A 12,680-nucleotide genomic window follows, 5' to 3' on the forward strand; every position below is an offset into this window, starting at 1 on the left:
CCGCTCCCACATTGGACCCCGCAGGCTGGCAAGCGCTGGTTGACCCAAGGCATCTGTGATGAAATGCGACCCCAACCAATTTCGCGCCGCACCGCCATCACTTGCCGTGAAACCTCGTCTGATTCGCCAACTGTTCCTGCCGCCGTTGATCATCGCCCTGATGATCGGCCTGGGTTATATCGGCTTCTGGGTCAGTGAGCACTACGGCATCCGCACCCTCAGCGACAACGGCGAACGCCAGTTGGAGCTGCATGCGCGCACCGTCGAAAGCGAACTCAGCAAATACACCTACCTGCCCAGCCTGCTGGAGCTGGAGTCCAGCGTCTCCAAGCTGCTTGCCGACCCCAACCAGGAGACCCGGCAGACAGTCAACGATTACCTCGAAGGCCTGAACCGACGCAGTCGCAGTCGGGCCATCTATGTGATGGACACCACCGGCCGCGTGCTGGCCACCAGTAACTGGCGCGATGCCGACAGTTACCAGGGTGAAGACCTGTCCTTCCGTGCCTATTTCCAGAATGCCGTGCGCGGTCAGCCAGGGCGCTTTTATGGCATCGGCAGCACCAACGGCGAACCCGGCTACTACCTGGCCCATGGCCTGGAAGAGCACGGCAAGATCATTGGCGTCGCCGTGGTCAAGGTGCGCCTCGAAGCCTTGGAAGAGCGCTGGCAGCGCGCGCGTCTCGAAGCATTCGTGAGCGACGAAAACGGCATCATCATCCTCTCCAGCGACCCGGCCCGCCGCCTCAAGGCCGTGCGCCCGCTCAGCGATGACACCAAGGAACGCCTGGCCCACAGCCTGCAATATTACTGGGCGACGCTGAACGAGCTGGAGCCGCTGGCCCGCGAGCGTATCAACGAAGGCAGCGAGAAACTGACCTTCCCCGCCAACAGCGAAGTGGTGAACGACGAGCACGAGGTCAGCTACCTCGCGCAAACCCGTCCGCTCAACGACACGCCGTGGAATTTCACCCTGCTCACCCCACTCAACGACCTGCGCCGCGCGGCGATCAACCAGGGCATCCTGGTGGCCGTGGCCTTTGGCCTGGTGGCCTTCCTGCTGATTGCCTGGAACGAGCGGCGCAAGGTCATCGCCACTCGCCTGGCCGCGCGCGAAGCGCTGCAGGAAGCCAACAGCCAGCTGGAACGCCGGATTGCCGAGCGCACCGCCGACTTGCGCGCCAGCAATGAAAGGCTCAAGAGCCAGATCCGCGAACGCCGCCAGGCCGAAGAGACCCTGCGTCGCGCCCAGGATGAACTGGTGCAGGCCGGCAAGCTCGCCGCCATCGGCCAGATGTCCACCAGCATCGCCCACGAACTGAACCAGCCGCTGGCCGCACTGCGCACATTGTCCGGCAACACCGTGCGCTTCCTCGAACGCGGCGCGCTGGACACCGCCAGCGCCAACCTCAAGACCATCAACGAACTGATCGACCGCATGGGCCGCATCACCGCCAGCCTGCGCTCCTTTGCGCGGCGCGGCGACGACCAGGGCGAAGCCAGCCTGGGCAAGGCGGTCGACGCGGCATTCCAGGTCATGGGCGCACGCCTGGACAACCTGTCGCTGACCGTGCACCGCGACTTCGCGCCGGCCCAGTTGCAGATCGACCAGACACGCCTGGAACAGATCCTGGTCAACCTGATCGGCAATGCACTCGACGCCATGCAAGCGCAACCGGCCCCCGAACTGTGGCTGGAAGGCAGCGCCGCCGACGGTAAATACCGCCTGCTGGTACGTGACAATGGCCACGGCATCGACGCCGAGGCCCGCAAGCATTTATTCGAACCGTTCTTCACCACCAAGCCCGGCGAGCAAGGCCTGGGCCTGGGCCTGACCCTGTCCGCCAGCCTCGCGGCGGCCACCGGCGGCAACCTCGCCGTCGAACACCCGGCCAGTGGTGGTACTGCCTTTGTCCTGTGCCTGCCACTGGTGGGCGCTCAACATGTTGAGTCGACATGAATACAGATCCGAAAGACCTCACCGTCCTGATCGTCGAAGACGACCCGCATGTGCTGCTCGGCTGCCAGCAGGCCCTGGCGCTGGAAGATATTCCCAGCGTCGGCGTGGGCAGCGCCGAAGAGGCGTTGAAGCGCATCGGCGAGAACTTCGCCGGCATTGTCATCAGCGATATTCGCCTGCCGGGCATCGACGGCCTGGAGCTGCTCACGCGCCTCAAGGCCCTGGATAAAAGCCTGCCGGTGGTGTTGATCACCGGGCATGGCGACATCTCCATGGCGGTGGGCGCGATGCGCAACGGCGCCTATGACTTCATGGAAAAACCCTTCTCCCCCGAGCGCCTGGTCGACGTCGCCCGCCGCGCCCTGGAGCAACGCGGGCTGGCACGCGAAGTCTGGTCGCTGCGCCGCCAGTTGGCCGAGCGCGACTCGCTGGAAGGCCGCATCATCGGCCGTTCACCGGCCATGCAGAATCTGCGCGAGCTGATCGCCAACGTCGCCGACACTTCGGCCAACGTATTGATCGAAGGCGAGACCGGTACCGGCAAGGAGCTGGTGGCGCGCTGCCTGCATGATTTCAGCCGACGCCACGACCACCAGTTTGTCGCGCTGAACTGCGGCGGCCTGCCGGAGAACCTCTTCGAAAGCGAGATCTTCGGCCACGAAGCCAACGCCTTCACCGGTGCCGGCAAGCGCCGTATCGGTAAGATCGAGCACGCCCATGAAGGCACGCTATTCCTCGATGAAGTGGAAAGCATGCCGATCAACCTGCAGATCAAATTGCTGCGGGTCCTGCAGGAGCGCACCCTCGAACGCCTGGGCTCGAACCAGAGCGTGGCCGTGGATTGCCGCGTGATCGCCGCCACCAAGTCCGACCTCGACGAACTGAGCCGCGCCAACCAGTTCCGCAGCGACCTGTATTACCGCCTCAACGTGGTGACCCTGGAGTTGCCGCCCCTGCGCGAACGCCGTGAAGACATCCTGCAACTGTTCGAGCACTTCCTGCAGCAGTCGTCCCTGCGCTTTGACCGCGCAGCGCCGGAGCTGGACAACCAGACCGTCTCGAGCCTGATGAGCCATGACTGGCCCGGCAACGTGCGCGAACTGCGCAACGTCGCCGAACGCTTCGCCCTCGGCCTGCCCGCCTTCAAGAAGAGCGGCGCGAGCAGCGGCAGCCATGGCCTGGCCTTCACCGAAGCAGTGGAAGCCTTTGAACGCAACCTGCTCAACGATGCCCTGCAACGCAGCGGCGGCAACCTGACCCAGGCCAGCCAGGAATTGGGGATGGCCAAGACCACCCTGTTCGACAAGGTCAAGAAATATGGCTTGAGCCACTAAGGAGCGCGTTGTGGATCTGGTATTGAAGGCCGCCCTCGGCGCGGCGGTGGTATTGATATTGGCTGCATTGGCCAAGACCAAAAACTATTACATCGCCGGGTTGGTGCCGCTGTTTCCAACCTTTGCGCTGATCGCCCACTACATCGTCGGCAAGGGCCGTTCGCTGGACGACTTGAAGACTACGATCCTGTTCGGGATGTGGTCGATCATTCCGTACTTTGTGTACCTGGCGACGTTGTATCTGATGGTCGATCGGATGCGCCTGGAAGCATCACTCGCCGTGGCGGCGGTGGCGTGGCTGATGGCGGCGACGATATTGGTCAGCATCTGGGTGCGCATTCACGCCTGACCCAACCCGCTCAAAAACTGCAGGCGCTGGCTTGCCTGCGATAGCGGTCTACCCGCCAACTCATCTGACACAGACATAACGCCATCGCAGGCAAGCCAGCTCCCACATTTGATCGGTGGCTACAGCGAGATCAGCGCACGATCTTGTCGACCTGGATGCCCAGCTTTTTCAGGCGGTACTAGAAGCTGCGCTCGGATATCCCGATTCCGCCGCCGCGCATTCACACCTGACTCTACCCGATTCAAATGTGGGAGCTGGCTTGCCTGCGATAGCGGTCTACCCGCCAACTCATCTGACACAGACATAACGCCATCTCAGGCATGCCAGCTCCCACATTTGATCGGTGGCTACAGCGAGATCAGCGCACGATCTTGTCGACCTGGATGCCCAGCTTTTTCAGGCGGTACCAGAAGCTGCGCTCGGATATCCCGATTTTCGCCGCCGCTGCGGCCTGCACGCCGTTGCTTTCGTTCAGCGCTGCCAGAATGTAGGTTTTCTCGACTTCGGCCAGGGCCGCGTCCAGGTCAGCAGGCACGCCTGGTGTGTCACCCAGCAGCGCGGTGACGCCGCCTTCGCCAGGCCGGGAAGCAAACAGGTACGCCGGCAGGTCGATATCCTCGATCACCGGCGAGGCCGCCACGATGGTCGCGCGCTCCACACAGTTTTGCAGTTCGCGAATATTCCCCGGCCAGTGATAGGCGGCCATGGCCTGCAGCGCCTCCGGGCTGAAGCCGGTGATGCGTTTACCCGCGGTGGCACTCAGGGTCTGGGCGAAGTGACGGGCCAGCGGCACGATATCTTCGGCGCGCTCGCGCAGCGCCGGCAGCGGAATCGGGAAGACATTGAGGCGGTAATACAGGTCTTCGCGAAACTCTTTATTGGCCACCGCATCGAGCAGGTTCTTGTTGGTGGCGGCAATCACCCGCACGTCCACCTTGCGCTCGCGCGGGTCGCCGACCGGTTCGATCACCCGCTCCTGCAACGCCCGCAGAATCTTGGCCTGCAGCGCCAGCGGCATGTCGCCCACTTCATCGAGAAACAGCGTGCCCTTGTCGGCCTGCTGGAAGCGTCCGACCCGGTCAGTCACGGCGCCGGTAAAGGCGCCCTTGCGATGACCGAACATCTCGCTTTCCAGCAAGCCCTCGGGAATGGCGGCGCAGTTGACCGCCACGAACGGTTTGTCGGCGCGGCTACCGTGCTTGTGGATGGCGCGGGCGACCATTTCCTTGCCGGTGCCGCTTTCACCGGTCAGCAGCACGGTAGCAGCGCTGTCGCGCACCGAATCCACCGCCTGCAGCACTTTGCGAAACGCCGGGCTGTCGCCGACCAGGCTGTCGAATTGCGCGTGCTCGTCCAGTTCGGCGCGCATGCGCGCGTTGTCGCGCATGATCTCGCGAAACTGCAGGGCCTTGGCCACGGTGATGTCCAGCTCGTCGATATCGAACGGCTTGGCGATGTAGTCATAGGCGCCGTTGCGCATCGACTGCACGGCGTTTTTCACCGTGCTGTAGGCGGTCATCACAATCACCGGCACCTGGGGGTAGCGCACCTTGATCTCCGCCAACAGGGCCGGCCCGTCCATGCCCGGCATGCGCCAGTCGCTGATCACCAGGTCGATGTCTTCCTGCTCCAGCACCTTGAGCGCGTGCAGGCCATTACCGGCAATGAACACCTGCACGTGGTTCTGGCCCAGGGCCGAGGCCAGCAGGTCGCAGAGCTTGGGTTCGTCGTCGACTACCAGAATGTTATGCGTCATGACTGTCCTCGTCGTCTTCGCCAATCGCCGGAATGTACAGGCTGAAGGTGGCGCCGGCATCTTTCTCACTGGCGCATTCGATGCTGCCGTCGTGACTTTCCATGATCGAATAGACTTTTGCCAGGCCCAGGCCAGTGCCCGAGGCCTTGGTGGTGACAAACGGCGTGAAGATGCGCTCGATCATCTCCGCCGGGATCCCCTGGCCGGTGTCGCCGATGCTGATCAGGGTATTGTCGCCCACGCTGCGAATGCCCAGGGTCAGGCGGCCGCCTTCGGGCATGGCATCGATGGCGTTGAGAATCAGGTTGAGGCAGGCCTGCTTGAGCTGCTTGGCGTCCGCGTAGATCGTCGCCCCCGGCGCCTGGTCGTCGATCTGTGCATCAATGTTATGGGTGGCCAGTTCCGGCGAGCAGAAGCCCAGGATCTCCTCCACCAACGGCCGGGCCGGCTGCAGTACACGCAGTGGCGGGTTGGGCTTGGCGAAGTCGAGGAACTCGGTGATCAGGTCGTTGATGCGGCTGACTTCGCTGATCACGTATTCCAGGTGGCGCTTATCGGACTCGGCCAGGTCGGCGCGGCGGTGCAGCAACTGGGTGGCGGTCTTGATGATACCCAGCGGGTTGCGGATCTCGTGGGCCAGGCCCATGGCGACTTCGCCCAGGGCGTGCAGGCGATCACGGCGGCGCAACTGGGCCTCGAGGTGATGCAATTCGCCGAGGCGCTCGGTCATGTGGTTGAAGGTGCTGCTCAACTGCGCCAGTTCGTCGCCACCGCTGACCAGCACCCGGTGCTCGTAGTTGCCCGAAATCACCGCGTCCACGCCCTGGGACAAATCCCGCAGCGGCTTGGTCAGGCGCCGCGACACCAACACCCCGGCCGCCAGCGACAGCGCCGAGCTGAGCAGGAAAATCAGCACGAACAGGTTGCTCTGGTTCACCAGCCCGACCAGGCTGGTGTGGCGCAGCAGGCCGCTGAAGATCACGCCTTGCAGGTCGCCGGCATCGTTGAAGATCGGCCAGTACAGACCGCTGTAGTTATTGGTGAATTGCTCGCTGGGCTGCCTGGTGCTGCGCATTGCGGCTTCGACATTTTTCGGGATGCGCGAAGGGTGATCCTCGAAACGCTGGGTCGAGAAGATCTCCGAGAAACCGTCGGGGTTGGCCAGGTACAAGCGCAAATCCAGCGAATGCACATCGGCCACGCTGGTCAGGAAGCTGCTGTCCAGGTAAGTGGCCACGAGCAGCAGATAGTCGACGCCCTCCTGGGTGGTTTCGAAGGTCGACACCACCAGGCCGGTGCTCACCCCCGCGACCTTGACCGTCTGCAGCACCGCGTTGCTGGTCAGGTCGATCTGTTTGACGACGTCGTCGGCCGCCGTGCTGAACACCACTTTGTGGTCACTGACGCGAATCAGTGCGACCACGTCGATGTCGGTGGCATCGGCGATGTCGGCGGTGAGCCGGTCGTGCTTGGCCGCCTGCTTGTTCGACGGCGGGCTGGTGTAGCGCAGGAACAGCTTGGCCATGCGCGCGTTGTCATGAAGGATGTCGCCGATTTCGTCCTTGACGATCTTGGTCGACTCCTGCAGCCAGATCCGCACGTTGCTGTCGAAAATCTGCGACAGCGTGGTCGCCGCCAGTTCGGCCGCGATCATGGTGGGAATGACGCTGACCAGCCAAAACGCCAACACCAGCTTGCGCTGGACGCTCCAACGCGAAATGGCAAAGGGGCGGGCTTTCTGGCGGGTCTTGGTGATCATCAGGTTTCGCTTATCGCAGCAGCCATGGCAGGGTCGGAACGATCCGGTCGGAGGTACATCTTCACAAGTTTGAGCAGGCCGTTGACCAGCCGATTACGGTGACGAAAAAACAGGTTGTTGCCGCGAAACTCGCACCCCAGGCGCAGCTTACTGGCATAGCCCTCCTGGCCGCATTCATACACGGGGATATTGTGCTGAATACAATAGTCGACATTGGTCAGCCAACACCTGAAGTACAGGTTGTACTCACGGCTGAACTCACGGTCATGCCCGAAAAACTTGTCGACCAAGCGGTGCTGATCCACCAGCATCAGGTTGAACGCCACCAGGCGCTCGTCCACCCAATAAAGTGCACAGACCGCGCGTTTTTCAAGCCGTTCAAGGATACCGGTGAAGTAACTCGCCGGCAGGCGTTCGAACTGTAAATCCGCACGGCTGAGCGTGTCTTCATACAGGCGCATCACCTGCGGCAACACATCATCTATGTTGTGCCGCCATTCCACCCGTGGCCCCGGCGCACGCAGTTTACGGCGCAGGTCCTTGCGGGTCGATTTGCACAGCGAACCCAGGTAGGCGTCCACCGAACCGTACGGCACCGTCAGCCAGCCGCTGGGCAGGCTCGGCATGCTCTGAAACCCGGCAACACGGCAACTGGCGGCCCACTGCGTATCGTGGGTGGGCACATCCTTGACCGCCACCAGGCCGATGCCGAATGCGTTGGCATCCTGGCGCGCGGCCTTGAGTACGTGCGTGATCATCAACGGGCGCCGCGCCTCGGGCACGCTACTGGCAATGCCCGCATCACAGCGCTCGGCCACCGGAGAGCCGATGGCATACAACGGCAACTGTAAAACACCCGGCCACAGTCGCTCCAGGCGCTCGGTAAAGCGCTTGCCGGTGCCCGACACCGTGGTGTCGAGTCGATACTGCGTGATGAACGCGGGCGCAACCGCCACCAGCGACCCGCTGTCGTAGACCGCCAGGTAACGCCATTTGAAATCATCAATGGCCGCGTTTTCCACGGCCACGTAAAAATCCCAATCCTCCAGGGCACCGGGAAAACAGTCGTTCCAGGCACTGCGCTGGATGGCCCGGATGGTCGAGAAGGCTTGGGCGGTGATCACGGATTTCCCTTTTTCTATTTCTTGAGCGAGCCGGCCTGTGGTCATGATCGGGCGTGGTGTGGCAGCAATCCTCTTGTGGCAACCGCTCTATTGTGGCGAGCGGGCTTGCCCCGCGTTGGGCGGCGAAGCCGCCCCAAACCCAGCCACCCCAGTCCTAACGGGAAGCATGCAGTGTCAGCGAGGGGGCGGCTTCGCCGCCCAACCCGGGGCAAGCCCGCTCGCCACGAGGAGCAGGTTCAGCCTGGAAAACAGGTTCAGCATAAGCAGCAGGTTCAGCCTGGAAAACAGACCCAGCATGGGAAGCTGCCTCACCCTGGAAAACAGGTTCAGCATGAGCAGCAGGTTCAGCCTGGAAACCAGCTCCAGCATGGGAAGCTGCCTCACCCTGGAAACCAGATTCAGCCGCAGAAGCTCGTTGCCCCTGCGAAACCCGCTCACCACTGATGCGCGCATGCTGCTCGACAAACTCGGCACTCAACTCGATCACCCGGCGGTATTGCAGGTCGACGGTGATCATGTGATAGCAGTTGTCCAGCAGGATCTTGGTCACCGGCCCGCCGAGGTGGCGTTCCACGTAATCGGCGTTCCAGCGGCTGGTGATGTCGTCCTCGATGGAGTGCAGCACCAGCGCCGGTACCTTGACCTCGGGCATGCGTTTCTTGACCACGGCGTTCATCCGATGCAACTCGCGCACCGTGATGCCTTCCATGGTCAGCAGACCGGCTTCGCTGCTCTCCCCTTCCTTCATCTGGCGCTCGACGATCGCCCGCAGGCGTTCGTTCTTGATGCCATACGGCGGCTTCTCTTCGAAGCGGCAGATGTGCACGCCGAACGGAATCTTCATCAGCAATGGCGTCAGAAACGCCAGTTTGTGAATGCTCCAGCCGTCGTACTTCAAGGTGGTGGAATACATCAACAGCCCGGCGACTTGCCCAGGGTGCTCGGCGGCCACGTACATCGACATCACCGCGCCCATGGACAAGCCACCGACAAAGACTTGCGCGTGACGTTGCTTGACCTGGACGAAGGTCTTGCGCACGCCTTCGTACCAGTCCAGCCAGCCGGTGGCCTGCAGGTCGCTGTTATCGCCGCAGTGCCCGGCCAGGGTGGGCACGTAGACCGTGCAGTTACCCGCCTTGGCCAGGCCCTTGGCGACCTGGCGCAATTCCGTCGGGGTGCCGGTCAGGCCGTGGATCAACAGGATCCCGACCGGACCTTCACCGAGAACGAAGCCGGCATCACCTTCACCGAGGTCGATCCCGAGGCTGTTCACCGTTTGGTCGCCCGCACCAGCAGTTGCTCGAGGAGCTTGAGGCCCAGGTCGATTTCCGGATAGCTGATTTCCAGCGACGGTGCCAGGGTGATTACGTTTTTGTAGTAGCCGCCCACGTCGAGGATCAGCCCGAGTTTCTGGCCATCAACGACCATGTCGCCCTTCATGCCTTCCTCGACCATGTAGTCCAGGGTCGCCTTGTCCGGGGTGAAGCCATCCGGACCGCAGATTTCGCAGCGCAGGGCCAGGCCCAGGCCGTCGACGTCGCCGATGATCGGGAAACGTTTCTGCAGGTCCTGCAGGCCTTCCAGGAAGTATTTGCCCTTGGCCATGACCATCGCGCCGTAGTCGACTTCGTTGGTCATCTTGAACATTTCCAGGCCGACCGCCGTACCCAGTGGGTTGGAGGCGAAGGTGGAGTGGGTCGAACCTGGCGGGAAGATCTTCGGGTTGATCAACTCTTCACGAGCCCAGATGCCGCCCAGTGGGTTGAGGCCGTTGGTCAGCGCCTTGCCGAACACGATCACGTCCGGTTGCACGTCGAAGTGCTCGATCGACCACAGCTTGCCGGTACGGTAGAAGCCCATCTGGATTTCGTCGGATACCATCAGGATGCCGTGCTGGTCGAGCACCTGCTTGAGTTCGCGGTAGAAGTTCATCGGCGGGATCACGTAACCGCCGGTGCCCTGGATCGGCTCGACGTAGAACGCGGCGTATTCACTCTGGCCGACTTTCGGGTCCCACACGCCGTTGTATTCGGTCTCGAACAGACGGGCGAATTGCTGCACGCAGTGGCTGCCGTACTCTTCCTTGGTCATGCCTTTAGGGCCGCGGAAGTGGTACGGGAACGGGATGAACTGCGCACGCTCGCCGAAGTGGCCGTAGCGGCGACGGTAGCGGTAGCTGGAAGTGATTGACGACGCACCGAGGGTACGCCCGTGGTAGCCGCCTTCGAAGGCGAACATCAGGCTCTTGCCGTTGGTGGCGTTGCGCACCACTTTCAGCGAGTCTTCGATCGACTGCGAACCGCCGACGTTGAAGTGCACGCGACCGTCGAGGCCGAATTTTTTCTTGGCATCGACCGCGATCATTTCCGACAGCTCGATCTTGCCTTTGTGCAGGTACTGGCTGGCGATTTGCGGCAGGGTATCGATCTGCTGCTTCAACGCATTGTTCAGGCGCGGGTTGGCGTAACCGAAGTTGACGGCCGAGTACCACATTTGCAGGTCGAGGTAGGCCTGGTCTTCGGTGTCCCACACATAGGAGCCTTCGCAACGGCTGAAAATACGCGGCGGCTCGATGTAGTGAACGGTGTCACCGTAGGAGCAATACTTGGCTTCTTTATCCAGAAGGACCTGGTCTTCGGCGGTAGCGATACGGATATCAGACATGGTGGAAGAGTTCCTGATTTTCGGTAGACAGTTCGCCAGCAAAAGCGCTGGCGTTGGCGGCGATGCCCTGCGGCAGTTGCGCCAGCAATGCAGGCACTTCGGCGAAGGTGTCGAAGCGCGCGTGAGGAATGTTGTTGGCCACGCAGTAGTCGGCGAGGCTGCCTTTGGCAAACACGAAGTCGGCGGTGGAGGCCACGCACATGTCGGACTTGCCGTCGCCGATCACCAGCACGCGCTTGTTGCGCGGGGTCGACTTGCACTTGCAGTTGCCGGAAGCGGCACGGCAGGCATCGCTGGCATACGGGAAGTCGATGCGCCAGCTGTTCTGGTCGACCTGGCGCAGGCGGTTGGCGAGGATCGGCAGCAAGGTCACGTAGTTGCGCGACAGGATGCGCGCGATGCCTTGTTCGATGCCGTCGCTGACCACTTCGATGGTCGCGCCCAGGCCCATGACGTGATCGACGAAATCCGGGAAGTCCGGATCGATCTCGACACTGTCGAAGTACGCCAGCAGTTCAGTCGGGGTCGCCTTGATCAGTGCCAGTTGGCGGCTCAGGCATTCGCGGGAACCGATATGCCCATCCAGCCATTCCTGTTCGATGGTTTCCCACTCGGGGCCGGCGAAGCGTTGGAGGACGTTGTCGATGACATCGGTGGGGGTGATGGTCCCGTCGAAGTCACACACGATATGCCAGTGGATCATTGCCTTTCCTTGAGTTGGAGGGCTTGAAGAAGAGCGCTCTTTGCGCTTGCCACTGGAGTAGAGCAGGGAGCGTGCCAACTGGCGCAAACCCAGCGGGGCTGGGCTTTGCGTGGATTTGTCGGGCGATATGTGTCGCGCAAGCTACAATTTTTGTAGCTCGCTACAAACAAGATGAGTGCTTGCGCCAGGGATGCCCTTCGCGCGTGAATGCGCGTATGTCCAGATAAGGAAACCGCTGCATGTTCAAGGTGACTTCTGCTGTATTCGCCGGCCTGTTGGGGCTGTGGGGCTTTTCCAGCACGGCATTGGCCCAAGGCATTACCGGCGAGATGGGCGCGGGCGTCAGCTATCAACCCCACGACCCGACGGGCAGTCGCTACGAAACCCGGCCCATTCCCTACTTCGACCTGGACTGGGGCCCGGTCAGCCTGGGCACCGACGATGGCCTGACCTGGAGCGCGCTGGACACCCACGGCTTCACCGCCGGCCCGTACATCAATTACCTGCCGGGGCGTACCGCCAACGGCTCACTGCGCGGTCTGCGCAATGTCTCGGACATGGCCGAGGTGGGCGGTTTCATCCAATACGCGCCGGCCGACTTCTGGCGTGTATACGCCCAGATGGGCCAGGCCGTCGGCGGCGGACGTGATCAAAGCGGCGTGCTGGGCAAGGTCGGCGGCGAACTCGGCTACCCGCTCGGCGGCGGGATCATTGGCAGCACCGGCTTGCTGGCGCACTTTGCCGACGCCCGCCAGACCCAGACCTTTTTCGGCGTCGACGACAAGGAATCCGCGGCCTCGGGCATTCGCGCCTACAACGCGAGTGCCGGCTTCCAGAACCTGACGCTGACCCAGAGTTTCGAATTCCCCCTGGCGAACAACTGGTCGCTGCTGACCAGCGCCAGTTGGGTCCACCTGGTGGGCTCGGCGGCCAACAGCACCATCGTCAAGGACACCGGGGATGTGAACCAGGGCCAGGTGCAGACCGCGATCAGCTACAAGTTTGACTGAAGAACCCGCGCCCCCCTGCAG

The 12,680-nt window shown here is 62.4% G+C and carries 9 protein-coding genes and 1 pseudogene; 4 read left to right on the forward strand and 6 right to left on the reverse strand.

Annotation, left to right across the window (positions count from 1 at the left end; all coding sequences use genetic code 11):
• The first annotated feature begins 58 nt into the window (after window positions 1–58).
• The 3 genes from NTD80_RS06825 to NTD80_RS06835 are packed head-to-tail and all read left to right on the forward strand — an operon-like array spanning window position 59 to window position 3,643.
• Complete coding sequence (locus NTD80_RS06825; RefSeq protein WP_262132814.1) at window positions 59–1,960, forward strand: sensor histidine kinase; 1,902 nt, start codon at window positions 59–61, stop codon at window positions 1,958–1,960.
• Window positions 1,957–3,294 carry a sigma-54-dependent transcriptional regulator gene (locus NTD80_RS06830; RefSeq protein ID WP_106805024.1) on the forward strand — a complete coding sequence of 446 codons (1,338 nt, stop codon included), beginning with the start codon at window positions 1,957–1,959 and terminating at the stop codon, window positions 3,292–3,294. Before NTD80_RS06825 ends, NTD80_RS06830 begins: the two co-directional genes overlap by 4 nt.
• A gap of 10 nt (window positions 3,295–3,304) precedes the next feature.
• Window positions 3,305–3,643 carry a GlpM family protein gene (locus NTD80_RS06835; RefSeq protein ID WP_065906802.1) on the forward strand — a complete coding sequence of 113 codons (339 nt, stop codon included), beginning with the start codon at window positions 3,305–3,307 and terminating at the stop codon, window positions 3,641–3,643.
• A 358-nt stretch (window positions 3,644–4,001) separates the two neighbouring features.
• Here NTD80_RS06835 and NTD80_RS06840 read toward each other — a convergent pair whose 3' ends face one another.
• The 6 genes and pseudogenes from NTD80_RS06840 to NTD80_RS06865 all read right to left on the reverse strand — a co-directional run bounded on the left by NTD80_RS06840 (window position 4,002) and on the right by NTD80_RS06865 (window position 11,649).
• Complete coding sequence (locus tag NTD80_RS06840) at window positions 4,002–5,399, reverse strand: sigma-54-dependent transcriptional regulator (protein ID WP_065906804.1); 1,398 nt, start codon at window positions 5,397–5,399, stop codon at window positions 4,002–4,004.
• Window positions 5,389–7,158 carry a HAMP domain-containing sensor histidine kinase gene (locus NTD80_RS06845; RefSeq protein ID WP_262132816.1) on the reverse strand — a complete coding sequence of 590 codons (1,770 nt, stop codon included), beginning with the start codon at window positions 7,156–7,158 and terminating at the stop codon, window positions 5,389–5,391. Before NTD80_RS06845 ends, NTD80_RS06840 begins: the two co-directional genes overlap by 11 nt.
• Window positions 7,158–8,282, reverse strand: a complete 1,125-nt coding sequence (locus tag NTD80_RS06850; RefSeq protein WP_106805026.1) for a GNAT family N-acetyltransferase — start codon at window positions 8,280–8,282, stop codon at window positions 7,158–7,160. Before NTD80_RS06850 ends, NTD80_RS06845 begins: the two co-directional genes overlap by 1 nt.
• Window positions 8,283–8,676: 394 nt before the next feature.
• Window positions 8,677–9,555 (reverse strand): annotated as a pseudogene (locus tag NTD80_RS06855) (alpha/beta hydrolase); the annotation flags it as partial.
• Entirely contained in the window at window positions 9,552–10,946 is a 1,395-nt protein-coding gene (locus NTD80_RS06860) for an aspartate aminotransferase family protein (RefSeq protein ID WP_107338926.1), read from the reverse strand. The pseudogene NTD80_RS06855 and the gene NTD80_RS06860, both read right to left, overlap by 4 nt.
• Window positions 10,939–11,649, reverse strand: a complete 711-nt coding sequence (locus NTD80_RS06865; RefSeq protein WP_065906809.1) for an MtnX-like HAD-IB family phosphatase — start codon at window positions 11,647–11,649, stop codon at window positions 10,939–10,941. Before NTD80_RS06865 ends, NTD80_RS06860 begins: the two co-directional genes overlap by 8 nt.
• Window positions 11,650–11,888: 239 nt before the next feature.
• On the opposite strand from NTD80_RS06865, the gene NTD80_RS06870 reads away from it, so the two are divergent.
• A complete protein-coding gene (locus tag NTD80_RS06870; RefSeq protein WP_065906810.1) occupies window positions 11,889–12,659 on the forward strand; it encodes a MipA/OmpV family protein in 771 nt (256 codons plus the stop codon).
• Window positions 12,660–12,680: the final 21 nt, after the last annotated feature.

This window comes from Pseudomonas sp. 13B_2.1_Bac1, from assembly GCF_025466155.1.
Taxonomy (GTDB): Bacteria; Pseudomonadota; Gammaproteobacteria; order Pseudomonadales; family Pseudomonadaceae; genus Aquipseudomonas; species Aquipseudomonas aylmerensis.

Coding starts and splice junctions, on each gene's coding strand:
- NTD80_RS06825 (WP_262132814.1), top strand. CDS start 59: ATGAAATGCGACCCCAACCAATTTCGCGCCGCACCGCCATCACTTGCC.
- NTD80_RS06830 (WP_106805024.1), top strand. CDS start 1,957: ATGAATACAGATCCGAAAGACCTCACCGTCCTGATCGTCGAAGACGAC.
- NTD80_RS06840 (WP_065906804.1), bottom strand. CDS start 5,399: ATGACGCATAACATTCTGGTAGTCGACGACGAACCCAAGCTCTGCGAC.
- NTD80_RS06845 (WP_262132816.1), bottom strand. CDS start 7,158: ATGATCACCAAGACCCGCCAGAAAGCCCGCCCCTTTGCCATTTCGCGT.
- NTD80_RS06860 (WP_107338926.1), bottom strand. CDS start 10,946: ATGTCTGATATCCGTATCGCTACCGCCGAAGACCAGGTCCTTCTGGAT.
- NTD80_RS06865 (WP_065906809.1), bottom strand. CDS start 11,649: ATGATCCACTGGCATATCGTGTGTGACTTCGACGGGACCATCACCCCC.
- NTD80_RS06870 (WP_065906810.1), top strand. CDS start 11,889: ATGTTCAAGGTGACTTCTGCTGTATTCGCCGGCCTGTTGGGGCTGTGG.